Below are 23797 nucleotides of genomic sequence, written 5' to 3' on the forward strand. Positions count from 1 at the left end.
AATGAGTCTGAAAGATAAAACACAATCCCTGTTTGCTGAGAAATTTGGCTACCCTGCCACCCACGTTATTCAGGCACCTGGTCGCGTCAACCTGATCGGTGAACACACCGACTACAACGACGGCTTCGTGCTGCCGTGCGCCATTGATTACCAGACGGTCATCAGCTGCGCAAAGCGCGACGACCGCAAAGTCCGCGTCATTGCGGCAGATTACGGTAATGAGACGGACGAGTTTTCCCTCGACGCCCCGATTGTGACGCACGACGGCCAGCAGTGGTCTAACTACGTGCGCGGCGTGGTGAAGCATCTGCAGAAGCGCAACAAGAACTTTGGCGGTGCGGATTTAGTTATCAGCGGCAACGTGCCGCAGGGTGCGGGCTTAAGCTCGTCGGCCTCGCTCGAAGTGGCCGTGGGAACCGTCTTTCAGCAGCTGTATCATCTGCCGCTGGACGGGGCGCAAATCGCCCTGAACGGTCAGGAAGCGGAAAACCAGTTCGTGGGCTGCAACTGCGGCATCATGGACCAGCTGATCTCCGCGCTGGGCAAAAAAGAGCACGCGCTGCTGATCGACTGCCGCTCGCTTGGCACCAAAGCCGTTCCGCTGCCAAAAGGCGCGGCCGTGGTGATTATTAACAGCAACTTTAAACGCACGCTGGTGGGCAGCGAGTACAACACCCGCCGCGAACAGTGCGAAACCGGCGCGCGCTTCTTCCAGCAGTCTGCCCTGCGCGACGTGACGCTCAATGAATTTAACAAAGTGGCGCACGAGCTGGATCCTGTCGTCGCCAGACGCGTGCGCCACGTGCTGACGGAGAACGCCCGTACCGTTGAAGCCGCCTCCGCGCTGGCGAAAGGCGACCTGAAGCGCATGGGTGAGCTGATGGCGGAATCTCACGCCTCCATGCGCGATGATTTTGAAATCACCGTGCCGCAGATCGACACCCTGGTGGACATCGTCAAAGCGGTCATTGGTGATAAAGGCGGCGTGCGCATGACGGGCGGCGGTTTTGGTGGCTGCATCGTCGCGCTGGTGCCTGAAGAGCTGGTCCCTGCCGTCCAGGACGCCGTAGAGAAGCAGTACGAAGCGAAAACGGGCATCAAAGAAACGTTCTATGTATGTAAAGCATCACAAGGAGCCGGACAGTGCTAAACGAAACACCTACCCTCGCACCGGATGGTCTGCCGTATCGCCTGTTAACCCTGCGCAACAGCGCGGGGATGGTGGTTACGCTGATGGACTGGGGTGCGACCCTGCTTTCAGCCCGCGTACCGATGCCGGACGGCAGCGTGCGCGAAACCCTGCTCGGCTGCGCCTCGCCCGAGCAGTACGTGAATCAGTCTGCCTATCTGGGCGCGTCCGTCGGGCGCTATGCCAACCGCATCGCGAAGAGCCGCTTTGAGCTCGACGGCGTGCAGTATCCCCTGCTGCCAAGCCAGGGGGAGAACCAGCTGCACGGCGGCCCGGACGGGTTTGATAAACGCCGCTGGAAGATTGTTCGTCAAAACGACGGCGAAGTGCTGTTCTCGCTGGATTCGCTTGATGGCGATCAGGGCTTCCCGGGGAACCTTACCGCCTCCGCGCGCTTTACGCTGACGGACGACAACCGTATCGCCATTGAATACCGTGCGACGGTCGACAAGCCGTGCCCGGTCAACCTGACTAACCATGCCTACTTCAATCTGGACGGCAACCAGTGCGACGTGCGTAACCACAAGCTGCAGATCCTGGCGGACGCGTATCTGCCGGTTGACGAGACGGGCATTCCGTATCAGGGCCTGAAAGACGTGAGCGGAACCAGCTTTGATTTCCGCAGCGCTAAGGTTATCGCCGAGGATTTCCTGAGCGATGACGATCAGCGCAAGGTGAAAGGCTACGACCACGCGTTCCTGCTGCAGGCCAAAGGTGATGTGAAGCAGCCTGCCGCGCAGGTCTGGTCCAGCGATGAGAAACTGAAGATGACGGTGTATACCACCGCCCCTGCCCTGCAATTCTATTCGGGCAACTACCTCGGCGGCACGACGGCACGCGAACACGATGAGTACAGCGACTGGCAAGGCCTTGCATTAGAGAGCGAGTTCCTGCCGGACAGCCCGAATCATCCTGAATGGCCGCAGCCGGACTGCGTGCTGCGCCCCGGTGGAGAGTACATTAGCGTGACGGAATACCATTTTATTCCGAAATGATTTCCAGCCCTCCCATCGGAGGGCTTTTTTCTGCGCGTCTTGCTGAAAATAGCGCCGATCGCAGACAAAATCATAACCCTGAATTCACAAGCATCTTACACTCAGAGACTATTTTCGCTATGGTTAGGGTTAAGCGTTGCTGCTGGCACGGCCACAGCAATATAATGAGAATTGTTATCATTCTAAAAATGCTTGAGGAGTAAGAGATGGCTATTACTAAGCTGGTCCTGGTGCGTCACGGCGAAAGCCAGTGGAACAACGAAAACCGCTTTACCGGTTGGTACGACGTTGATCTGTCCGAGAAAGGCGTAAGCGAAGCAAAAGCAGCAGGTAAACTGCTGAAGGAAGAAGGCTTCAGCTTTGATTTTGCTTACACCTCTGTGCTGAAACGTGCCATCCACACCCTGTGGAACGTGCTGGACGAACTGGATCAGGCCTGGCTGCCGGTTGAGAAATCCTGGAAACTGAACGAGCGTCACTACGGTGCGCTGCAGGGCCTGAACAAAGCGGAAACCGCTGAGAAATACGGTGACGAGCAGGTTAAACAGTGGCGTCGCGGCTTCGCGGTAACCCCACCAGAGCTGACCAAAGATGACGAGCGCTATCCGGGCCACGACCCGCGCTACGCGAAACTGACCGACGCTGAGCTGCCAACCACCGAGAGCCTGGCGCTGACCATCGACCGCGTTGTGCCTTACTGGAACGAAACCATTCTGCCACGCCTGAAAAGCGGCGAGCGCGTGATCGTCGCTGCTCACGGTAACTCCCTGCGCGCGCTGGTGAAATACCTGGACAACATGGGCGAAGACGAGATCCTCGAACTGAACATCCCAACTGGCGTACCGCTGGTGTATGAGTTCGACGAAAACTTCAAGCCAATCAAACACTACTACCTGGGTAACGCGGACGAAATCGCAGCGAAAGCAGCGGCTGTCGCGAACCAGGGTAAAGCGAAGTAATTTTCGCCGGACGTAAAAAAAGCGCGGAGCCTTCCGCGCTTTTTTATTTGTGCGTTAAGACTCAGCCGCGGCGCGCTTTTACCGCATTCGCCAGCTGACGCAGGATGGCATCGGTATCGTCCCAGCCAATGCAGGCATCGGTAACGCTTTTGCCATACACCAGCGGCTCGCTGCCTTCCAGGTTCTGGTTACCTTCAACCAGATGGCTTTCAATCATCACCCCAATTACCGCCTTCTCACCGTTGGCGATCTGCTGACAGACGTCAGTCCCCACTTCCATCTGCTTTTTGAACTGCTTGCTGGAGTTGGCGTGGCTGAAGTCGATCATCACCTGCGGCGGCAGCCCGGCTTTTTCCAGCCCGGCCTTCACCTCTGCCACGTGTTTTGCACTGTAGTTTGGCTCTTTGCCGCCGCGCAGAATGATATGGCAATCACCGTTACCGCTGGTGTTAACGATGGCGGAGTGACCCCATTTGGTCACGGACAGGAAGCAGTGCGGCGCACCCGCGGCGTTGATGGCGTCGATAGCCACCTTAATGGTGCCGTCAGTGCCGTTTTTGAAGCCCACCGGGCAAGAGAGACCGGAAGCCAGCTCGCGGTGAACCTGAGATTCGGTGGTGCGCGCACCAATCGCGCCCCAGCTCATCAGGTCTGCCAGGTATTGTGGCGTAATCATATCCAGGAACTCGCCGGCAGCAGGCAGGCCGCTGTCGTTGATCTCCAGCAGCAGCTTGCGCGCAATGCGCAGGCCGTCGTTGATCTGGAAGCTGTTATCCATATGCGGATCGTTAATCAGCCCTTTCCAGCCCACGGTCGTGCGCGGTTTTTCAAAATAGACGCGCATAACGATTTCCAGCTCGTCCTTCAACTCTTCACGCAGGGTGAGCAGACGCGCCGCATACTCTTTCGCGGCGGCAGGATCGTGAATGGAGCACGGGCCAATCACCACCAGAAGACGATCGTCATTACCTTTCAGGATCTTGTGGATCGCTTTACGAGCATGAGAAACCGTGTTTGCGGCATTTTCAGTGGCGGGGAATTTCTCAAGGAGTGCTACAGGAGGTAATAACTCATTGATCTCTTTAATGCGTAAATCGTCGTTCTGATAATTCATCTTCTTTCCAGCTCTGCCATATCTTTAGTAATGAAAGCAATCCTTTCAATCTATCTTGTCGACCAGGAAGTGTAAACACGGTTTTACACTTCACGCAGATAATTCCTGGAATTCGCCTAAAAATCGCCACAAAATAGCGAAAAATGAGATCTAACCTAAGCTTTTTAACTGTAACAACCATTTTTAAACGCTTAAACGCGATTCCCTACTGACGTAAGTCCGTAAGGCGGAATCTTTCGCCTCTAAAAAGATGCACTGTTGGAGAATGTTATCCAGCGTAACGACAAGAACAGGAGCACCATCATGAAAATGACAAAACTGACCACCCTCTTCCTGACTGCCACACTCACCCTTGCCAGCGGCAGCGTCCTGGCCGCAGAAACGGGTGCTTCAGACAGCAACGGTGATGCCAATGCGGCAGCAGCGGCAGGCCAGGTTGCGCCTGATGCGAAACAGAATATCGCCCCGAATAATGTCGATAACAGCCAGATCAATACCGGCAATACCAACACCGGCGGCACCATGCTGCATCCGAACGGTAGTGCTTCTGACACCATGAATCATGACAATATGAGCTCGGATGAGGTTCATAAGAACTCGATGTGTAAGGACGGCAAATGTCCCGATCCGAACGACAAAGTGGGTAACGACGCCAATACCAAAACTGACGGCACAACTCAGTAATTCTGGATGCGTTAAGTGCGAAAGGAGAGCCCAGGCTCTCCTTTCTTTTTGGAGTAACCTGTTAAAAACGCTACACTAAAATAATAACGAATCAGGAAAGCAGACATGGCGCACACCCACTCACACCCCTCTTCTCCCGGCAACGACAACGCAAAACGACTTATGCTGGCCTTTGGCGTTACGGCCACGTTTATGGTTATCGAGGTCATTGGCGGCCTGGTTTCCGGCTCTCTGGCGCTGCTGGCTGATGCCGGACATATGCTGACCGATGCCGCAGCGCTGCTTTTCGCCCTGCTGGCGGTGCAGTTTGCTCGCCGCCCGCCCAACGCGCGCCATACCTTCGGCTGGCTGAGGCTGACCACCCTTGCCGCGTTTGTTAACGCCATCGCGCTGGTGGTTATTACTGTTCTTATCGTCTGGGAAGCCGTACAGCGTTTCAGGCACCCGCAGCCCATCGCCGGGACGACAATGATGGTGATTGCCGTGGCGGGGCTGTTGGCAAATATTCTGGCGTTCTGGATTTTGCATCGCGGCAGCGGGGAAAAGAACCTCAACGTGCGCGCTGCGGCTCTGCACGTGCTGGGGGATTTGCTCGGTTCAGTTGGGGCGATTGTCGCCGCGCTGGTGATCCTCTATACCGGCTGGACGCCCGTTGACCCGATTCTCTCCGTGCTGGTGTCGTGTCTGGTCTTGCGCAGCGCCTGGCGACTGCTGAAGGAGAGCGTCAATGAACTGCTGGAAGGGGCACCGGCATCCATGGACATTGACGAGCTTAAGCGCAACCTGCGCCGTACTGTCCCGGAAGTGCGTAACGTTCATCACGTACACGTCTGGCTGGTGGGCGAGAAACCGGTTATGACATTACACGTCCAGGTGATCCCGCCGCACGACCACGATGCGCTGCTCGAACGCATCCAGCACTTTCTTGAACATCACTATGAGATTGGTCACGCCACCATCCAGATGGAGTATCAGCCCTGTAGCGGGCCGGACTGCCACCTTAACGAGGCGCAGCCCGACCATTCACATCATCACCACCATTAGCTTGATAGCGCGTGTGAGCCACGCTCACGCGCGCTCTTGATCCACATCCGGCTGCCGTTCAGGGCAATGAAGGTCAGCAGCAGATATTCCAGCGACATGGCATAAACGCCCTGAAGGGCAAAAATCACCACGCTGATGACGTTGATAATGACCCACAGCAGCCAGTTCTCAACGTATTTACGGGTCATCAGGACCATCGCCGCGATCGACAGCACCATCATGCAGGAATCCCAGAACGGGAAGGCATCCGGCTGAAGCTCCGGCATCGTCACGTTGAGGCCCATAGCGGACATGACCGAAACGGCAACGCGGGTCAGGAACGCAAACACCGGGTTGATGTAGACGGTCATTAAACCAATGGCAACCACGCAGGCAACGAACCAGGCGATGGCTTTCGGCAGGGGCAGCCAGCGGATCTGCAGCTCAGCCTCCTGCTGGCTATTCTGCCGGGACCAGGCGTACCAGCCGTAAATATTGGCGGCGAAGAAAAACAACTGCAAAAGCAGGCTGGCGTACAGCTGGATCTGGAAGAAGATAATCGCAAACAGCGTGACGTTAATCAGCCCGAACGCGTAGTTGCCGATCTTCTCCAGGCTTGCCAGCCAGATGCACAGCAAACCCGCCAGCGTGCCTACGGCTTCAATCCATGACAGGTCATAGCCACCTGCACCAATCGGTATATGAACCAGAATGTTCTGCGTGCTAAAAAAATCCATCTTTTCCCCAGGGCGTCTTTGAATTAAGTACGTAGTGTAGCCGCAAAATCCAGCATGCGGTTAAGCGGAATTAACGCACCTTCACGCAGGGCGGCATCGACATGGATTTCATGCGCCGCACCGCCCGTCTCGAGCCCTTCAGCAATCGCTTTCAGGCCGTTCATCGCCATCCACGGGCAATGCGCGCAGCTGCGGCACGTCGCGCCCTCGCCCGCCGTTGGCGCTTCCAGCAGCTCTTTCTCCGGTACGGCCTGCTGCATCTTATAGAAGATACCGCGATCGGTCGCGACGATGAGCTGCTTGTGCGGCAGCGTCCTGGCCGCGTTGATAAGCTGGCTGGTTGAACCAACCGCATCGGCCATATCGACAATCGACTGCGGTGATTCAGGATGTACAAGAATGGCGGCGTCAGGATAAAGCGCTTTCATGCGGGACAGCGCCTGGGTCTTGAATTCGTCGTGCACAATGCATGCGCCCTGCCAGCAGAGAACGTCAGCGCCGGTCTGCTTCTGAACATACTTGCCAAGATGGCGGTCCGGGGCCCAGATAATTTTCTCACCCAGGCTGTCCAGATGCTCAATCAGCTCAACGGCGATGCTCGACGTAACCACCCAGTCTGCGCGCGCTTTTACCGCCGCGGAGGTGTTGGCGTAAACCACCACGGTCCGGTCAGGATGGGCATCGCAGAAGGCTGTGAATTCGTCAATCGGACAGCCGAGATCGAGCGAACATTCCGCATTGAGCGTCGGCATCAGAATGGTTTTTTCCGGGCTGAGAATTTTTGCCGTTTCGCCCATAAAACGCACGCCTGCAACCAGCAGCGTGGAAGCGGGATGTTTTGCACCGAAGCGGGCCATCTCCAGTGAATCAGAAATACAGCCCCCGGTCTCTTCCGCCAGCTGCTGAATTTCCGGGTCGGTGTAGTAATGGGCCACCATCACCGCATCGCGCTCTTTGAGAAGCCGTTTGATCTTCTCGCGGTAGAATTGTTTTTCATCCTGGCTTAGTGGCACAGGCTTTGGCGGAAACGGATAGATTGCGGCTTCTGGATCAAACATCACGCTCATTATGGCTTCTCGTTTTACTGGCTTAACAATATTGCCTTTCTTTTGCCTGAGAAAGCAAAACGCGCGGCAATTGTGTTTCATATACTAAACAAGATAGCGAATCTGAAGTGAAAAGTCACCGGGAATAGATGGGAGGAGCATTTGTTGTACGGCAGATAGCAAAAAAGCGCCTTTAGGGCGCTTTTTAACATTGGTGGGTCGTGCAGGATTCGAACCTGCGACCAATTGATTAAAAGTCAACTGCTCTACCAACTGAGCTAACGACCCCTTGCGGGATGTACTTCAAATTTATTCAGGCTGGTGGGTCGTGCAGGATTCGAACCTGCGACCAATTGATTAAAAGTCAACTGCTCTACCAACTGAGCTAACGACCCATCTGGGTGTTGCCTGAATTATCACTCGGTACCAATTAAATTGGTGGGTCGTGCAGGATTCGAACCTGCGACCAATTGATTAAAAGTCAACTGCTCTACCAACTGAGCTAACGACCCGAGTGGTGGGTGATGACGGGCTCGAACCGCCGACCCCCTCCGTGTAAAGGAGATGCTCTACCAACTGAGCTAATCACCCACTCTGTACTGCCGGTAATGCGTTAAGTGGTGGGTCGTGCAGGATTCGAACCTGCGACCAATTGATTAAAAGTCAACTGCTCTACCAACTGAGCTAACGACCCACTTTTACGCTGTTTTCACGTTGTTTGATATCCCGTGGCAACGGCGGCATATATTACTGATTTAAGAATTCAGCGCAACAAAAATTTCGATGAAGATCACTTAACTGCTTACGAATCATGCTGCACGACCAGAAATAACGCGATTTCTGGTCATGCGATAATCATCCCATCGAATTCAGGCGTTTTTGCGCCTGCTTAGCACCTTCGGTGCCCGGGAATTTTGCGACCACCTGCTGATAAACCGCTTTGGCTTTCGCCGTGTCGCCTTTGTCCTGCATGATCACGCCAACTTTGTACATCGCATCTGGCGCTTTCGGCGATTTCGGGTAATTTTTCACCACTGAGGCAAAATAAAACGCCGCATCGTCCTTTTTACCCTTGTTGTAATTCAACTGACCGAGCCAGTAATTGGCATTTGGCTGGTAGGTTGAATCAGGGTATTTCTTAACAAAGTTCTGAAACGCAGCTATCGCGTCATCCTGACGAGATTGATCCTGCACCAGGGCAATGGCCGCATTGTAATCCGTATTCGCGTCACCGCTCTGTACAGGCGCCCCTGTTGAGGCTGAAGCATCAGCAGACGGCGCAGGTGCGGAGGTCGCTGCACCGCTCTGATCGCCTGCCGCTGGCTGTGCTGCTGCACCACCGCTGCTCAGGCTATCTATCTGCAATAAAATCTGCTTCTGACGTTCCACAACCTGGTTAAGCTGATACTGGCTTTCCTGAATCTGGCCGCGGAGAGAGTCAATATCGTTTTGGTTATCGGAAAGTTGCTGCTGGAGTTGGGTTAAAAGCTGACTGTGAGCGTTAGAAATACGCTCGAGCTGAGTGACCCGGTCTTCTACCGAGCCTGAGCCGACACTACTGATTGGTGCCTGAGCAAAAGCGGCCCAGGGGGCCGCTATTCCAACCAGTAACGACAGACTCAACAGATGATGTCTGAAGTTACTGCTCATGCAATTCTCTTAGTAAACCAGTACGGCACGACGGTTTTTGGAGTAAGCCGCTTCGTCGTGACCCAGTACTGCAGGTTTTTCTTTACCGTAAGAAACGATGGAGATCTGGTCAGCAGAAACGCCTTTACCCTGCAGGTACATCTTAACGGCGTTAGCACGACGTTCACCCAAGGAGATGTTGTACTCTGGAGTACCACGTTCGTCCGCGTGACCTTCTACGGTGACTTTGTAAGATGGGTTGCTACGCAGGAAGTTAGCGTGAGCATCCAGCATCGCAGCGAAGTCAGAACGGATGTCGTATTTATCCAGATCGAAGTAAACGATGTTGTTCTGCTGCAGCTGCTGCATCTGAAGACGCGCTTGCTCTTCAGAAGACATGTTGCCATTGCCGTTCGCGTCCATACCGGTACCGGCACCCATCATGCCTTCGCCGCTCTGGTCATTGCTGGCGTTCTTGTTAGAAGAACACGCTGCGATTGCCATTACAGGCAGAGCGATCATCAGCCCCTTCAGCACTTTGTTCAGTTGCATTTCTATGATTCCTTTAGTAATCAATTAATTATTATTTACAGATACGGCGACCAGGCAGGTGATTTTACCTGTCCATCAGTGGCCGGAATACGCGCTTTGAAACGCCCATCTGTAGAAACCAGATTCAGCACAGATCCCATCCCCTGAGAAGAGCTGTAGATTACCATAGTGCCGTTAGGTGCCAGACTTGGCGTTTCATCCAGGAACGTTGACGACAGAACTTGGACGCCACCCGCTACCAGATCTTGTTTGGCAATGTGCTGCTGCCCACCGTTGGAGCTGACCATTACCATGAATTTACCGTCGCTGCTCACGTCTGCGTTCTGGTTCTGCGAACCTTCCCAGGTAATACGCTGCGGAGCACCGCCGTTGATGTTCACTTTATAGATTTGTGGACGGCCGGCCTGGTCAGAGGTAAACGCCAGGTTTTGGCTGTCCGGGAACCATGATGGTTCAGTGTTGTTGCTGCGACCGTCGGTCACCTGACGGATCTGGCCGGAGCCAATGTCCATCACGTACAGGTTCAGGCTACCGGTTTTAGACAGCGCAAACGCCAGTTTAGACCCATCTGGAGAGAAGGAAGGCGCACCGTTGTGACGTGGGAACGACGCTACCTGACGCACCGCACCGTTAGCCAGCGTCTGGATAACCAGCGCAGAACGACCGCTCTCGAAGGTCACGTAGGCCAGTTTAGACCCGTCCGGAGACCAGGCTGGAGACATCAGCGGCTGTGAAGAGCGTTTCACCAGGAACTGGTTGTAACCGTCGTAGTCAGAAACGCGCAGCTCGTACGGGAACTGACCGCCGTTGGTCTGCACCACATAAGCAATACGGGTACGGAACGCACCTTTAATGCCGGTCAGCTTTTCGAACACCGCGTCGCTGGCCGCGTGTGCCGCATAGCGCAGGTACTGTTTAGTGACCTTGTAAGAGTTCTGTGCCAGAACGGTACCCGGTGCACCGCCGGTATCAACCAGCTGCCAGGCCACGTTGTAAGAACCGTCCGGGTTAGGCGTAACCTGACCCACAACCACCGCATCAATACCCAGCGCAGACCATGCTGCAGGCTGTACTTCCTGCGCGCTGCCCGGCTGCTGAGGCAGACGAGAACGATCTAACGGGTTGAATTTACCGCTGTTACGCAGGTCAGCCGCCACGATGCCGCCGGCATCTTCAGGTGCAGCGCCAGGACCGGCCCACTGGAACGGAACAACACCGATTGGACGTGCCGAGTCCACCCCCTGGGTGATCTCGATACGTACTTCTGCGTGCAGGACTGCTGCCCACAGCATTAAAAAACTAAATGCTACACGTAATGCCTGCTTCATCATATCTCCCTTATCCGGGTAACCTTACCCACGATAATTTAGCAGAATGTTAACAAACTCAAATAGACAAAACTACCAGAACCCTGTGACTAAACCTGGTCTATTTTTCCCCGTTTGCACGGGGAAAATGTAACTTAAGGTTTGAAGTCCAGCGGCGCATTTTTGAAGACTTCGTAGACTGCCTGAGAAGGCGGTTTAGGCATCTTCGCCTGACGCGCTGCAGCCAGAGCCGCAGTACATAAAGCCGGGTCGCCACCTTCAGACTTAATATCAAGCAGCATGCCGTCCGGAGCCAGTTTTATACGCAGCGTACACGTTTTACCGGCGTAGGAAGACGCATCATAGAACCGGCTTTCAATCGCCGATTTAATCTGCGCGGCATAGCCGTTGATTTCAGCCCCTGTCGCACCGTTACTCTTAGTGTTACCACTTCCGGTCGGCGCTGCGTTGTTTCCTTTCGCACCACCGCCCGTTTTCGGTGCATTCTTACCGGAGCTTAAGTCGCCCAGCAGATCGTCAACCCCTGCAGCGGCAGCGGCTTTTTCAGCGGCAGCAGCCTTTTTGGCAGCCGCTTTTTCAGCAGCAGCTTTCTTATCGGCAGCAGCCTTCTCGGCTGCAGCTTTTTTATCAGCAGCGGCTTTTTCAGCGGCGGCAGCTTTTTCTGCAGCAGCCTTCTCAGCCGCAGCGGCTTTCTTCGCAGCCTCGGCAGCCGCTTTTTTCTCTGCTTCCTGAGCGGCTTTCTTCGCGGCTTCCGCTTCAGCTTTCTTCTGAGCGTCAGCAGCGGCTTTCTTCGCGGCTTCCGCTTCGGCTTTCTTCTGAGCATCCGCAGCGGCTTTCTTCGCGGCTTCCGCCTCAGCTTTCTTCTGGGCATCGGCAGCCGCTTTCTTCGCCGCTTCTGCCGCTAATTTCGCCTGGGCATCAGCCTGCGCTTTGGCATCCGCTGCGGCTTTTGCTGCCGCCGCTTCCGCCTGCTTTTGCTGTTCCTGCGCTTTCTTCGCGGCCTCTTCGGCTTGCTTCTGCTGTTCCGCCTGCGCTTTCGCGGCTTCCTGCGCCTGCAAACGTTCTTTCTCAAGCTGCTTCAAACGCTCCTGCTCGGCGGCCTGCTTTTCACGCAGCTCTTCCGCCTGCTGTTGCGCCTGTTTTTCACGCTGCTCTTCAGCCCGTTTGGCACTCGCCTTCTGCTGTTGTTCGCGATTATAGTTTTGCACTACCGCACCGGGATCCACCATTACGGCGTCAATGGAAGATCCCCCACCGCCGCCTGCTGATGCATCAATATGCTCGTCGAACGAACTCCAGATCAGCGCTGCAAAAAGAATCACGTGCAGCACTGCGGAGACGATTATCGCTCGCTTAAGCTTGTCGTTCTGTTCGGTTGCCTTTGACACTATCGGTTCCCAAAAACTACGCGGATGATCAAATAGGTTGAGTCATTAAGCCAACTGACTTAACACCCGCACTATGTAGCAAGTTCAGCGCTTTAATAATTTCATCGTAAGGTACGTCTTTCGCGCCACCGATCAAGAAGACCGTTTTCGGATTTGATTCCAGGCGACGCTGCGCCTCAGCAATCACCTGCTCGGGTGGAAGCTGATCCATACGATCTTTTTCTACCACCACGCTGTACTGCCCTACGCCGGAAACTTCAATGATGACCGGAGGATCGTCATTGGTGCTCACCGCCTGTGATTCTGTCGCATCCGGCAGATCGACTTCCACGCTCTGGGTGATGATCGGCGCTGTCGCCATGAAGATCAGCAGCAGTACCAGCAGGACGTCCAGCAGTGGAACGATATTGATTTCGGACTTGAGCTCGCGACGACCTCGTCCACGCGATCTGGCCATGGTTTACCCCTTGTTGCTCTCGGTGCTGGTAAACGCCTGACGGTGCAGAATCGCGGTGAACTCTTCCATAAAGTTGTCGTAGTTCAGTTCCAGTTTGTTCACGCGCTGGTTCAGACGGTTGTATGCCATTACCGCCGGGATTGCCGCAAACAGACCGATAGCGGTCGCAATCAGTGCTTCAGCGATACCCGGTGCAACCATCTGCAACGTCGCCTGCTTCACCGCGCCCAGCGCGATAAAGGCGTGCATGATCCCCCACACGGTACCAAACAGACCGATATACGGGCTGATGGAGCCGACGGTACCGAGGAAAGGAATGTGCGTTTCAAGGTTTTCCAGTTCACGGTTCATGGAGATACGCATCGCACGCGAGGCCCCTTCCACAACCGCTTCCGGCGCATGATTGTTTGCACGATGCAGGCGAGCAAACTCTTTGAATCCGCTATAGAAGATTTGCTCGGAGCCGGTCAGGTTTTCACGGCGTCCCTGGCTCTCCTGATACAGACGAGAAAGCTCAATACCCGACCAGAACTTATCTTCAAACGCTTCCGCTTCACGGCCAGCAGCATTGAGGATACGCGTTCTCTGGATAATGATGGCCCAGGATGCGATTGAAAAACCAATCAAAATCAACATGATAAGTTTAACCAGAAGGCTTGCCTTCAGGAACAAATCAAGGATATTCATGTCAGTCACTGCTTAAACTCCGCGACAATAGACTTAGGAAGCGCACGAGGCTTCATTATGGTTGGATCAACACAAACAATCAGTACTTCAGCTGAGTTCAGTACGGTGTTCTCTGCGTTGACTATCCGCTGCGTGAATACCAGTGAGGTCCCGCGCATTGATGTAATTTCAGTTTGGACTTCGAGCATATCGTCGAGTCTGGCAGGCGCAAAATACTCAAGCGTCATCTTGCGTACCACGAAGGCAACTCGCTCAGCCAACAGCACCTGTTGACTAAAGTGATGATGGCGCAGCATCTCTGTGCGTGCCCGTTCATAAAAAGCAACGTAGCTGGCGTGGTAAACCACACCACCGGCATCGGTATCTTCGTAATAGACACGAACCGGCCATCGAAACAGCGTTGTATTCACTTTACATCCCGGTAATGCAATAAAAGTTGGAGCTTTCAAACTTCGCTACTATACGCGCGGGAAAGATGGTTTGGAATGGGAGAAAGTAAACGGAGAGTAAATTTTTATGGGCTCGGGTAAGCCCATAACGTTAACGGACATTTCTTATTCAGAAGAAGAAGAAAATCAGACCTGCGAGGAGAACCAGGTCGGCAACGAGCGGGCAGAAGATACCCTGCCAGTGGACCGCTCTCGGACGAAAGCCCACGCCGTGGATCACCCCAGCACACACCGCCCACATGATGAGGAAGCCGTGCCAGATTTCAAGCTCGCTGGTCTTTGCCGCAAAGCGCGACGGGTCCCAGAAGATACAGCCTGCCAGCAGTAATGCCATCACTAAAGAAAGCGCCCGTAACGGGCGCTTATCCATTACCGCGTAAAGCTTCGCGATAATATTCATCAGTGTTTTTCTTCACCCGCTTTGGTCGCTTCCACGTGCTCAAGCGCCAGGGCAGTGATGACACCAAAAGCACAGGCAAGAAGCGTCCCTAAAATCCATGCGAAATACCACATATTCAGCTCCTTACTTAGTACATAGAGTGGGTGTTGCTTTCGATATGTTCTTTAGTGATACGACCGAACATTTTCCAGTAACACCAGATGGTGTATGCCAGAACAATCGGAACGAACACGCAAGCAACGTAAGTCATTAAGTTCAGCGTCATATGGCTGGAGGTTGCATCCCACATGGTCAGACTAGCATTCAGCATGGTGCTGGATGGCATGACGAATGGGAACATGGCAATACCCGCAGTCAGGATGATGCACGCCAGCGTCAGTGAAGAGAACACGAACGCCAGAGCACCTTTCTCCAGACGAGACGTCAGCACGGTCAGCAGCGGCAGCAGCACGCCCAGAGCCGGGATCGCCCACAGCGCAGGGGTATTGTTGAAGTTCACCAGCCATGCGCCAGCCTGACGCGCCACTTCTTTGGTCAGCGGGTTAGACGGTGCCGAGTGGTTGATCGCAGACGTCACCACGTAACCATCAATACCGTACACCACCCACACGCCTGCCAGAGCGAAGCAGACCAGGGTCACCAGTGCCGCAACCTGAGCAGTAGCACGGGAACGCAGGTGCAGTTCACCGACAGTACGCATCTGCAGGTAAGTTGCGCCCTGAGTGATGATCATCGCCACGCTCACCACGCCGGCCAGCAGGCCAAACGGATTCAGCAGCTGGAAGAAGTTACCGGTGTAGTAAAGACGCATGTATTCGTCGAGGTGGAACGGTACGCCCTGCAGCAGGTTACCGAACGCTACGCCAATCACCAGCGGTGGAACGAAGCTACCAATGAAGATGCCCCAGTCCCACATGTTGCGCCAGCGGGTATCTTCAATCTTGGAACGGTAGTCGAAACCGACCGGACGGAAGAATAAAGAGGCCAGCACCAGAATCATCGCCACATAGAAGCCGGAGAACGCAGCCGCGTAGACCATCGGCCAGGCAGCGAACAGCGCGCCGCCTGCGGTGATCAGCCACACCTGGTTACCGTCCCAGTGAGGGGCGATGGAGTTAATCATGATTCGACGCTCGGTGTCATTGCGACCGAGGAAACGGGTGAGCATCCCCACCCCCATGTCGAAACCATCCGTGACGGCGAAACCGATCAGCAGAACGCCAACCAGCAGCCACCAGATAAAACGCAATACTTCATAATCGATCATTTGATGACTCCTGTCTTAGCGTGCCGGCTGAGTAGTCGCAGTAGACTGCTCGTAGTGATAGCGACCGGTTTTCAGGCTGCTTGGGCCAAGGCGCGCGAACTTGAACATCAGGAACAGTTCAGCCACCAGGAACAGGGTGTACAGACCACAGATCAGCAGCATGGAGAAGATCAGGTCGCCTGCCGTCAGGGAAGAGTTCGCGACCGCCGTTGGCAGCACCTCACCAATCGCCCATGGCTGACGGCCGTACTCTGCAACAAACCAGCCGGACTCAATCGCGATCCACGGCAGTGGAATACCGTACAGCGCGGTGCGCAGCAGCCATTTTTTCTCGCCGATGCGGTTACGAATCACGGACCAGAAGGACGCCGCAATGATCAGCAGCATGATGATGCCGCAGCCCACCATGATACGGAATGCGAAGTACAGTGGCGCAACGCGTGGAATCGAGTCTTTGGTCGCCATCTGAATCTGTGCTTCCGTCGCGTCAGAAACGTTCGGGGTATAACGCTTCAGCAGCAGACCGTAGCCCAGGTCTTTCTTCACGTCGTTAAATTGATCGCGAACGGCCTGGTCGGTAGAGCCAGCACGCAGCTGTTCCAGCAGCGAGTAGGCCTTCATACCGTTACGGATACGCTCTTCGTGCTGAACCATCAGCTCTTTCAGACCCGTTACCTGCTTATCGACAGAACGGGTTGCAATGATACCCAGCGCGTAAGGAATTTGAATGGCGAAGCGGTTTTCCTGCGCGTCCTGATCGGGAATACCGAACAGCGTAAAGGCAGCAGGCGCCGGCTGGGTTTCCCATTCGGCTTCGATAGCGGCCAGTTTGGTTTTCTGCACGTCGCCCATTTCGTAACCGGATTCATCACCCAGAACGATAACGGAGAGGATTGCAGCCATACCGAAGCTTGCTGCGATAGCAAAGGAGCGCTTGGCAAACGCGAAGTCACGACCGCGCAGCATGTAGTAGGAACTGATACCCAGCACGAACATCGCGCCGCACACGTAGCCAGATGCGACGGTGTGAACAAATTTAACCTGAGCGACCGGGTTCAGAACCAGCTCGGCAAAGCTGACCATCTCCATACGCATGGTTTCGAAGTTGAAGTCAGACGCGATCGGGTTCTGCATCCAGCCGTTCGCCACCAGGATCCACAGCGCGGACAGGTTCGAACCTAATGCCACCAGCCAGGTTACGGCCATGTGCTGGACTTTACCCAGACGGTCCCAGCCGAAGAAGAACAGACCTACAAAGGTGGATTCGAGGAAGAAGGCCATCAGACCTTCAATGGCCAGCGGCGCACCGAAGATATCCCCTACATAGTGGGAATAGTAAGACCAGTTAGTCCCGAACTGGAACTCCATGGTCAAACCGGTTGCCACGCCCAGCGCAAAGTTGATACCAAACAACTTGCCCCAGAACTTGGTCATATCTTTATAAATCTGTTTGCCGGAGAGGACGTAAACCGTTTCCATGATTGCCAGCAGGAACGCCATACCGAGCGTCAGTGGCACAAACAGGAAGTGGTACATCGCGGTCAAGGCAAACTGTAAGCGCGACAGTTCGACTACGTCTAACATTATGACTCCTTGCTCATCGCATGAAGACTCCGAGAGTGAACCCCGTCAGAGAGAGATCCACACGCATGCCCCAATACAAATTATTCGCATCCTGGTCGTCGTTATTACCCTGGAGAAGGATAAAAACGATGACGACAGGTTACAAATAGGTTAATAAAAAACTCAAATTGATCCCGCAAATATAATACGCTGCAAAACCCTTACAATAAACAGGTTTTTATTGAATCACATTTACGTTTTTCGACGGCGATCAATTTATAGCAAAATTACCACTTTTCGGCCATTTTGATCGGGGACAATTTAGCGCTTTTCAGCATCTTTTTCCAAGCATTAAACTTTGATTTAAATCAAAAACAGGTCCTGATGTTAATCATGTTTATCCGCGGTAAGAATGGTAAAAGCCATGTTAATGATATGTGCATGCAAAGATGCGATTGGTTATCGAAGACGAAAAAAATATAAACAGAAGTGATTTTATTTAACGCGAGAGAAAACGCCCTGCCGAAGCGGGACAAACAATAAGCGTAGCTGGGCCAGTTTATTTTTCCATTCTGTTTTTGCAACCCTTAGAAATTACATTTGATTTACTTTTATTATCCCGGAAGTTAACACCGAAGCGTGACTATTTAATGAAAAAAGGCCGCAAACTCTGCGGCCTTTTGATCGCGTCAGCGGTTTTCAGGCAAGAAGGATGCTAAAGGTCCGTGACTGTCCCGGTCTGAACGCCCCGACAATGCCCTCTTCTTCACGATTGTCAATTACCCGTTCATTCATGTCCGTTTCGCAGCACCGCTTCACCGTCGGATTCACTGATAAGGTCGCGTCACATGCGCTGGACTCCGAAGGGTTGAACAAGCGAAGAATGAGCTCGTCTCGATCTTCAGCCTTTTTGAGCGTACTGAGCACGCATCCCGTTGGCGAAAGCGCCAGCAGGCTGTAACTTTCTGGCGTGGTAAACGATGAGCGATTCAGCTTCATCGCGTCCCAGGGAATTTTGTTATAGCACTGCACCGGCGTTAACCACGATTTAGCCTGCTGCGCGACGCCCGCGTTTTCCGGCGTGCCGCTGAAGCTAAAGAGGCTAAAGCGACAGCTTAACGAGCCGCGCACCTGGGAGTCAGGGACGGGCATTTTGATTCCTGAAGGTCTGCCGGGGCGCAACAGCAAATCTTCTTTGCCGAGTAACCCCACGCCGCGCAGCAGGGTCAGGGCAAAGGCTTTTTTATCCTCGCCTACCACTTCAAACTCGCGTAGTCCTTCGGTGAACAGCGCAAGCCCGTTTCGTTTTTCCTGCAGGACGGCATAGTTGAGTAAGTTCCAGACGGGAACCGGCGCTTCTTTCCACCCCTCCTCCTGCCAGTTTTCCATCGCAGGGTCCTTCACCGGACGAGTGAGCGTGCCAAACTGCGTATCCGCTAACACGTCCTCTGTCATAAACGGCGTTGGGATCAGCACGCGAACGCGGTGGTCGTCAGCCTGATTATCCAGACGCACGGCCACATCAATACGCCTGCTGTTATGGCTAAGCGTGACGTCAAACTCTACGTTGAGAAAGCCATTTAGCTGGCGCGCCGCGCGTTCGGCCAGATTCGCCGGTACAGCAATTCGATGGCGGATCACCGCCCTGCTCTGCCAGCCTTCGTGTATCACCTCGACCTGATGCTCGCCCTGTGCTGAAGTGAGTCTCCACTCTTCCCGCGAAGGCGAGTAGTCGTACTCATCCCCATCATCCGAACTCTCTTCGATTTCCAGCACCCGGTCATAAATCAGCCCGGTTTCTTTGTCGCGCAGGCGCAGCGTACCGTCGTTATTTAAATCAATCTGCCAGAAGGCGTTTTCAAGCAGGGATTCGGTGTTTTTCAGCGGAGGGAGAACCTTCCCGGCCACGTTTGGCTCGATAAACAGCGTACGGTAGCCCATCGACGGCAGTATCTGGCTGAGCTGAATATCAAACTCCATAAACGGCTCATAATTGCCGTAATGGACAATCTGCCGGTCAATGAGGCCAGGGTCCAGCTCGCGCACGCTGCGAATGAAATACGGGATCTCGTTTCCTTTATCATCCAACAGACGGAACTGGCTGGCGCGCAGTCGAATCGTGGTGTTCATCACCTCTTCACGCGGCCAGGGCATCAGGTTGAACATCACCAGCTTGTCGGCGTCGCTTTGCGGCATGTTGTCGACAATCTTGCGCATATAGAAACGCACCAGGTTGTCCGCCATGTCTTCAGCCAGTTCAAAGCGGGAGACAATCTCGCGATGCACCTTGTCGCTGCAGCAGCAGCCGATGCTGTCGTGAGCGTGGTTTTTGAGGATCTCTTTCCACATCTTCTCCAGCAGGCCGTGGTGGTAATCGAAGCCCAGCGTCCAGGCAAGCGTCGCCAGCGGTTCGAGGATGTTGACAATTTTATTCTCGATACGCGCATGGGCGATTTTGATATCCATGCGCGTGGAGCCGATGGTCCGGTGCACGCGCATGTATTTCCCGTCGATGAACTCCCCTTTCAGGGTTGCCAGCTCATCGCGGCGCGCCTCGATATGGTCAAACACCTCCTCAAAGCGGCTCATCACAAACTGACGCTGCGGATAGATTTCACGCAGCTTATCCATCACCGCGAAAATGTTCTGCTGCAGCGGCATCTGATCGTGGCCGTTGGGCAGCAAAATCTCTTTGGTGACGGAGGCCTTTTCCAGAACGTCGAAATAGCTGTCGAGCCGTTTGCGCAGCCCGGCTTCGTCCTCCGGTAAGTACTTACCAATCGCGTAGCCCAGCGGCAGCACCTGTGCCGTGACTTCACTGCCGTCCTGGCTCTGCCAGAGAAATTCGGTTTTATCGGTCCCGTGCCGTTCAGAGCAGCCGCGCCAGAACATGGTGCGGGTAATGCCAAATCCGTTATAGATATGCGGAAGCTGGCCGGACATACCAAACGAATCCGGCAGATAACCGATCTTCATCGGCTCGCCGAATGCCATACAGTCCCGGATGCCGTACATCAGGTTGCGGACAATCGACTCGCCGCTGACAAGGGTGGTATCGGTCTGGGTATACCAGGGGCCGATAATCAGCTTTCCGCGCTCGACGAGCGCCTTCACGCGTGCCCGGTTTTCGGGCACGACGGCAAAATAATCCTCCAGCACCGCCGTCTGGCCATCGAGGACGTAATATTTATATTCGTCATCCTGCTCCAGGCGGGCCAGGATCTCTTCCATATTATTGACCAGAAGAATACGCGACTCTTCAGTGGTGAAGTACCACTCACGGTCCCAGTGCATATGCGGCGTGATATGAACGCGAGATACAGCTTTCATCTTCGTTTCCTGTTTTGTGAGTTTTTACGGTATGGCGTCTTCAGTGACGTACTTGCCCTTTTTTACCGCCTGACGTCGCCAGAGCAGCAGAACAAATGTGGAGATAGCGGTACCCGCCAGCGCCGCGCCAAACCAGCCCGCCGCCGCAACCACACCGCCCAGCCCTGCATCGTGAAGTAAAAAGAGAGAGAAAATACCGGCCCCCGGCGTGGATAACCCGATCCCCATCGCGCCGACAATCGCGCCTGTTACCATCGAGCCGAGCACAAATGAGCCAATGACGCGAAGCGGATCTTCAATCGCCATCGGAATCGCCCCTTCGGTAATGCCCGCCAGGCCGAGCAGCCACGTCGATTTACCGGTTTCAATTTCAAATGGTTTGAACAGCTTCGGCGCCAGCATCGTTGACGCCGTCACGGTAAAGGCCGACACCATTTTGACGGAGGCAAAGATCGCATAGGGTCCGTATACCCCGTTCGCCATCGCCCCCAGGCAGAACGCGTAAGAGGCTTTATTAACCGGCCCGCCGAGGTCGAATGAGCACATAAACCCGAGTATCGCCCCGAGGAGCAGCGCATTCGCGCCGGACAGACCGTTAAGCCAGGCGGTGAGCGCGTTATTGAGCCAGGCCACCGGTTCGCCGATTACAAACAGCATCAGGCTGCCCGCGCACAGCACGCCGATGACCGGATAGAGATAAAAGGTCAAAAAGCCGTTGAAGCGGCTACTCAGGCGGATGTGATTTTTCACCCAGCGCATCAGGTAGCCCGCGATCAGTCCCCCGACGATAGCGCCCAGAAAACCGGAGCCGATCATATTCGCAGCAAGACCGGCCGCAAAACCCGGCGTCAGCGCGGGTTTATCCGCCAGCGAATAAGCGGTATAGGCCGCCAGAACAGGCACCATCAGAATGCCGAGCATGCCGCCGCCAAGCTTGCGGTACATCCACAGCCACGAGTTTTCCTGATCAAACAGGTGCTGCAGGCCCAGAATTTGCGCCAGCAGTACCGACACGGCAAGCACCGTACCGCCAGCGACGATCAGCGGCACCGCAAAAGAGATACCGCTGAGAAGCGCCTGCTTGAGTTCAGTTTTAACGCTCTTTTTCGTTTCGGTATCGACATGCGCAGGACGCGTATCGGATGCAGGCTGCAGCGCCAGCGCGCGCTCAATAAGCGCTTCAGCATGGCGTAGGGGCTCTGCGACGGGCACGGAGATAGCGGGGATCCCCTGAAAACGCTCGCTCTCTTTGATCGCCACTTCTGCGGCAAAAATGCACGCTTTAGCCTCCCGCAGCTGCTGCGCGGTGATGCGTCCCTCAATGCCGTTCGCCCCCTGCTTTTCGACCACCACGTTGACGCCAAGCTTGCGTCCCGCTTTTTCCAGATACTCCGCAGCCATATAGGTATGGGCGATCCCGGCCGGACAGGCGGTGACGCAGACGACGGTCGGGGCATCCTGCGAGAACGCACTTACTTGCGCATCCTCTTTCGTATCCAGTGCCTCAAGCAGCGCCTGAGGGGTGGACGCTGCCTGCACGCGTGCCCGTAAATCATCATCCGCCAGCCGGGTGGTCAACGCCGTCAGCAGCTGCATATGCGTACTGCCTGCTTCCGCAGGAGGGATTGCCAGCAGAAAAATCAGGTCCACCGGCTCCGGACCCTCCACGCCTTCCCACAGCAGCGGCTCGCGCAATGTTGCCACCGCAAAGGCCGCTTCTTTCACCGCGGAGCTTTTACCGTGCGGCACGGCCAGCCCCTCGCCCAGCGCCGTTGGCCCCAGGCTTTCGCGAGCAAAGACTTCATCAATGAAAGCCTGCGAGTCGGTAATTTTGCCAAGCGAGACCAGCCGCTCGGCCAGCGCGTGAATAGCGTCGTCACGGCTACTGAAATGTGCGTTGAGGCACAGCGCATCTGGATGCGTTAACGCCGTCAGGTTAATCATCATTCTCACCATAAGAAAAAATGTATGCGCCGAGTGTGCCAGAACAAACCATACATTTATGTGATCACTTTCACTTAAGGTGCAATATTTGTATTTTATTTGTATTATTTACAAAGTTCAATGACGGTGCATAATTAGCGAGAATAGTATTAAGAAAACAATACAAAAACGGAATAACATGACCAGCAAACCGATGTATCGACAGATTGCAGACGCGTTGCGCGAGCAAGTTCAGCGCGGCGAACTTAAAGCTGGCGATGCGTTACCCACAGAGTCTGCCCTGCAGGAAACCTACGCAGTCAGCCGCGTCACGGTACGTCAGGCGCTTAAGCTGCTCACCGAACAGAACATTATTGAGAGCATTCAGGGCAGCGGATCGTATGTGAAAGAGGAGCGGGTCAATTACGATATTTATCAGCTCACCAGTTTTTACGAAAAACTCGCGGACCGGAACGTTGAAACCCACAGCGACGTGCAGATTTTTGAGGTTGTCAAAGCGGATGAATCGCTGGCGCAGACGCTGCTGCTGACAGCGGGCGAGAAAGTGTGGCACGTCAAACGCGTACGCTTTATTAAGCAAAAACCGGTGACGCTGGAAGAGACATGGATGCCGCTCGCGCTCTTTCCTGACCTGACCTGGGAAGTGATGGAAAACTCCAAATACCACTACATTGAGCAGATCAAAAAAATGGTTATCGATCGCAGCGAGCAGGAGATCGTCCCGGTCATGCCGGATGAGGAAACGATCGCCGCACTGGGTATTGATCCCACCAGACCGATCCTGGAAAAAATTTCGCGCGGCTTTCTCAAAGACGGCAGAGTTTTTGAATACAGCCGCAATCGTTTTAAAAGCGATGATTACCGCTTCACGTTAATTGCGCGTCGCCATCGCTAATTTTACGCCCTGTATTACAGCAGGGCATAATAATTGATAGATTGAAATATTTCTGTCTGTACCTTTTTGTAAGGCCTGACAAGTTTACTATTTACGACATAAATAATATAAAGTGAGCGCGCTCACGCTTATTATTTTCATTTTAACAAACCCTGCGCTTT

Annotated in this window: 22 protein-coding genes and 5 tRNA genes; 6 read left to right on the forward strand and 21 right to left on the reverse strand. The window is 54.3% G+C overall.

Going from position 1 to position 23797, the window contains the following annotated elements; all coding sequences use genetic code 11:
• The first annotated feature begins 1 nt into the window (after position 1).
• The 3 genes from galK (at position 2) to gpmA (ending at position 3143) form a co-directional block, all read left to right on the forward strand.
• Entirely contained in the window at positions 2 to 1150 is a 1149-nt protein-coding gene (gene galK, locus OSH03_RS05620; RefSeq protein WP_266178507.1) for a galactokinase, read from the forward strand.
• Positions 1144 to 2184 (forward strand): galactose-1-epimerase, encoded by a 1041-nt coding sequence (gene galM, locus OSH03_RS05625; protein WP_266178508.1) that lies wholly within the window; start codon positions 1144 to 1146, stop codon positions 2182 to 2184. Before galK ends, galM begins: the two co-directional genes overlap by 7 nt.
• Positions 2185 to 2390: 206 nt before the next feature.
• On the forward strand, positions 2391 to 3143 hold the full coding sequence (gpmA, locus tag OSH03_RS05630) for a 2,3-diphosphoglycerate-dependent phosphoglycerate mutase (RefSeq protein ID WP_266178509.1): 753 nt from the start codon (positions 2391 to 2393) through the stop codon (positions 3141 to 3143).
• Positions 3144 to 3204: 61 nt separating this feature from the next.
• On the opposite strand, the gene aroG is transcribed toward gpmA, so the two are convergent.
• Positions 3205 to 4257, reverse strand: coding sequence for a 3-deoxy-7-phosphoheptulonate synthase AroG (gene aroG, locus OSH03_RS05635; RefSeq protein ID WP_151412752.1), 1053 nt, complete (start codon positions 4255 to 4257; stop codon positions 3205 to 3207).
• Between the two features lie 303 nt (positions 4258 to 4560).
• Here aroG and OSH03_RS05640 point away from each other — a divergent pair, with 303 nt between their 5' ends.
• Both OSH03_RS05640 and zitB read left to right on the forward strand, forming a co-directional pair.
• Positions 4561 to 4941 carry a protein YbgS gene (locus tag OSH03_RS05640; protein ID WP_045259933.1) on the forward strand — a complete coding sequence of 127 codons (381 nt, stop codon included), beginning with the start codon at positions 4561 to 4563 and terminating at the stop codon, positions 4939 to 4941.
• Between the two features lie 105 nt (positions 4942 to 5046).
• Entirely contained in the window at positions 5047 to 5985 is a 939-nt protein-coding gene (zitB, locus tag OSH03_RS05645) for a CDF family zinc transporter ZitB (RefSeq protein ID WP_061098840.1), read from the forward strand.
• On the opposite strand, the gene pnuC is transcribed toward zitB, so the two are convergent.
• The 20 genes from pnuC to mngA all read right to left on the reverse strand — a co-directional run bounded on the left by pnuC (position 5982) and on the right by mngA (position 22738).
• Positions 5982 to 6701 carry a nicotinamide riboside transporter PnuC gene (gene pnuC, locus OSH03_RS05650; RefSeq protein WP_266178510.1) on the reverse strand — a complete coding sequence of 240 codons (720 nt, stop codon included), beginning with the start codon at positions 6699 to 6701 and terminating at the stop codon, positions 5982 to 5984. The genes zitB and pnuC overlap by 4 nt on opposite strands.
• Before the next feature lie 23 nt (positions 6702 to 6724).
• The gene (gene nadA, locus OSH03_RS05655) at positions 6725 to 7768 is read right to left on the reverse strand and encodes a quinolinate synthase NadA (protein ID WP_266178511.1); all 1044 of its coding nucleotides are present in this window, start codon (positions 7766 to 7768) and stop codon (positions 6725 to 6727) included.
• Positions 7769 to 7959: 191 nt separating this feature from the next.
• Positions 7960 to 8035: transfer RNA gene (locus tag OSH03_RS05660), tRNA-Lys, on the reverse strand.
• Between the two features lie 31 nt (positions 8036 to 8066).
• Positions 8067 to 8142 (reverse strand) — tRNA-Lys (locus OSH03_RS05665).
• Between the two features lie 41 nt (positions 8143 to 8183).
• Positions 8184 to 8259, reverse strand: a tRNA-Lys gene (locus tag OSH03_RS05670).
• 3 nt (positions 8260 to 8262) lie between these two features.
• Positions 8263 to 8338 (reverse strand) — tRNA-Val (locus tag OSH03_RS05675).
• Between the two features lie 27 nt (positions 8339 to 8365).
• Positions 8366 to 8441: transfer RNA gene (locus tag OSH03_RS05680), tRNA-Lys, on the reverse strand.
• Positions 8442 to 8602: 161 nt separating this feature from the next.
• On the reverse strand, positions 8603 to 9397 hold the full coding sequence (gene cpoB, locus OSH03_RS05685; protein WP_116343917.1) for a cell division protein CpoB: 795 nt from the start codon (positions 9395 to 9397) through the stop codon (positions 8603 to 8605).
• Positions 9398 to 9406: 9 nt separating this feature from the next.
• Positions 9407 to 9928 (reverse strand): peptidoglycan-associated lipoprotein Pal, encoded by a 522-nt coding sequence (gene pal / locus OSH03_RS05690; RefSeq protein ID WP_003858578.1) that lies wholly within the window; start codon positions 9926 to 9928, stop codon positions 9407 to 9409.
• Between the two features lie 35 nt (positions 9929 to 9963).
• Positions 9964 to 11256 (reverse strand): Tol-Pal system beta propeller repeat protein TolB, encoded by a 1293-nt coding sequence (gene tolB / locus OSH03_RS05695; RefSeq protein ID WP_013097529.1) that lies wholly within the window; start codon positions 11254 to 11256, stop codon positions 9964 to 9966.
• A gap of 134 nt (positions 11257 to 11390) precedes the next feature.
• Entirely contained in the window at positions 11391 to 12644 is a 1254-nt protein-coding gene (tolA, locus tag OSH03_RS05700; RefSeq protein WP_061098844.1) for a cell envelope integrity protein TolA, read from the reverse strand.
• Between the two features lie 28 nt (positions 12645 to 12672).
• Complete coding sequence (gene tolR, locus OSH03_RS05705; protein WP_003858589.1) at positions 12673 to 13101, reverse strand: colicin uptake protein TolR; 429 nt, start codon at positions 13099 to 13101, stop codon at positions 12673 to 12675.
• A gap of 3 nt (positions 13102 to 13104) precedes the next feature.
• Positions 13105 to 13797: a Tol-Pal system protein TolQ gene (gene tolQ, locus OSH03_RS05710; protein WP_008501101.1), complete on the reverse strand. Its 693-nt coding sequence runs from the start codon at positions 13795 to 13797 to the stop codon at positions 13105 to 13107.
• Positions 13794 to 14198, reverse strand: coding sequence for a tol-pal system-associated acyl-CoA thioesterase (ybgC, locus tag OSH03_RS05715; RefSeq protein ID WP_003858593.1), 405 nt, complete (start codon positions 14196 to 14198; stop codon positions 13794 to 13796). The genes tolQ and ybgC overlap by 4 nt, the downstream gene beginning before the upstream one ends.
• Before the next feature lie 148 nt (positions 14199 to 14346).
• A complete protein-coding gene (gene ybgE / locus OSH03_RS05720) occupies positions 14347 to 14637 on the reverse strand; it encodes a cyd operon protein YbgE (protein WP_266178512.1) in 291 nt (96 codons plus the stop codon).
• The gene (cydX, locus tag OSH03_RS05725; RefSeq protein ID WP_003858598.1) at positions 14637 to 14750 is read right to left on the reverse strand and encodes a cytochrome bd-I oxidase subunit CydX; all 114 of its coding nucleotides are present in this window, start codon (positions 14748 to 14750) and stop codon (positions 14637 to 14639) included. Before cydX ends, ybgE begins: the two co-directional genes overlap by 1 nt.
• 14 nt (positions 14751 to 14764) lie before the next feature.
• The gene (cydB, locus tag OSH03_RS05730) at positions 14765 to 15904 is read right to left on the reverse strand and encodes a cytochrome d ubiquinol oxidase subunit II (protein ID WP_028012386.1); all 1140 of its coding nucleotides are present in this window, start codon (positions 15902 to 15904) and stop codon (positions 14765 to 14767) included.
• A 15-nt stretch (positions 15905 to 15919) separates the two neighbouring features.
• The gene (gene cydA, locus OSH03_RS05735) at positions 15920 to 17488 is read right to left on the reverse strand and encodes a cytochrome ubiquinol oxidase subunit I (RefSeq protein WP_045261075.1); all 1569 of its coding nucleotides are present in this window, start codon (positions 17486 to 17488) and stop codon (positions 15920 to 15922) included.
• Positions 17489 to 18166: 678 nt separating this feature from the next.
• Positions 18167 to 20797, reverse strand: coding sequence for a mannosylglycerate hydrolase (gene mngB / locus OSH03_RS05740; RefSeq protein ID WP_266178513.1), 2631 nt, complete (start codon positions 20795 to 20797; stop codon positions 18167 to 18169).
• Positions 20798 to 20821: 24 nt separating this feature from the next.
• A complete protein-coding gene (gene mngA / locus OSH03_RS05745) occupies positions 20822 to 22738 on the reverse strand; it encodes a PTS 2-O-a-mannosyl-D-glycerate transporter subunit IIABC (protein ID WP_266178645.1) in 1917 nt (638 codons plus the stop codon).
• 181 nt (positions 22739 to 22919) lie between these two features.
• Here mngA and OSH03_RS05750 point away from each other — a divergent pair, with 181 nt between their 5' ends.
• A complete protein-coding gene (locus OSH03_RS05750) occupies positions 22920 to 23636 on the forward strand; it encodes a GntR family transcriptional regulator (protein WP_266178514.1) in 717 nt (238 codons plus the stop codon).
• The last annotated feature ends 161 nt before the right edge of the window (positions 23637 to 23797 follow it).

Source organism: Enterobacter nematophilus, from assembly GCF_026344075.1.
GTDB classification, from domain to species: Bacteria; Pseudomonadota; Gammaproteobacteria; order Enterobacterales; family Enterobacteriaceae; genus Enterobacter; species Enterobacter nematophilus.

Coding starts and splice junctions, on each gene's coding strand:
- galK (WP_266178507.1), top strand. CDS start 2: ATGAGTCTGAAAGATAAAACACAATCCCTGTTTGCTGAGAAATTTGGC.
- gpmA (WP_266178509.1), top strand. CDS start 2,391: ATGGCTATTACTAAGCTGGTCCTGGTGCGTCACGGCGAAAGCCAGTGG.
- aroG (WP_151412752.1), bottom strand. CDS start 4,257: ATGAATTATCAGAACGACGATTTACGCATTAAAGAGATCAATGAGTTA.
- OSH03_RS05640 (WP_045259933.1), top strand. CDS start 4,561: ATGAAAATGACAAAACTGACCACCCTCTTCCTGACTGCCACACTCACC.
- zitB (WP_061098840.1), top strand. CDS start 5,047: ATGGCGCACACCCACTCACACCCCTCTTCTCCCGGCAACGACAACGCA.
- pnuC (WP_266178510.1), bottom strand. CDS start 6,701: ATGGATTTTTTTAGCACGCAGAACATTCTGGTTCATATACCGATTGGT.
- nadA (WP_266178511.1), bottom strand. CDS start 7,768: ATGAGCGTGATGTTTGATCCAGAAGCCGCAATCTATCCGTTTCCGCCA.
- cpoB (WP_116343917.1), bottom strand. CDS start 9,397: ATGAGCAGTAACTTCAGACATCATCTGTTGAGTCTGTCGTTACTGGTT.
- pal (WP_003858578.1), bottom strand. CDS start 9,928: ATGCAACTGAACAAAGTGCTGAAGGGGCTGATGATCGCTCTGCCTGTA.
- tolB (WP_013097529.1), bottom strand. CDS start 11,256: ATGAAGCAGGCATTACGTGTAGCATTTAGTTTTTTAATGCTGTGGGCA.
- tolR (WP_003858589.1), bottom strand. CDS start 13,101: ATGGCCAGATCGCGTGGACGAGGTCGTCGCGAGCTCAAGTCCGAAATC.
- ybgE (WP_266178512.1), bottom strand. CDS start 14,637: ATGAATATTATCGCGAAGCTTTACGCGGTAATGGATAAGCGCCCGTTA.
- cydX (WP_003858598.1), bottom strand. CDS start 14,750: ATGTGGTATTTCGCATGGATTTTAGGGACGCTTCTTGCCTGTGCTTTT.
- cydB (WP_028012386.1), bottom strand. CDS start 15,904: ATGATCGATTATGAAGTATTGCGTTTTATCTGGTGGCTGCTGGTTGGC.
- cydA (WP_045261075.1), bottom strand. CDS start 17,488: ATGTTAGACGTAGTCGAACTGTCGCGCTTACAGTTTGCCTTGACCGCG.
- mngB (WP_266178513.1), bottom strand. CDS start 20,797: ATGAAAGCTGTATCTCGCGTTCATATCACGCCGCATATGCACTGGGAC.
- OSH03_RS05750 (WP_266178514.1), top strand. CDS start 22,920: ATGACCAGCAAACCGATGTATCGACAGATTGCAGACGCGTTGCGCGAG.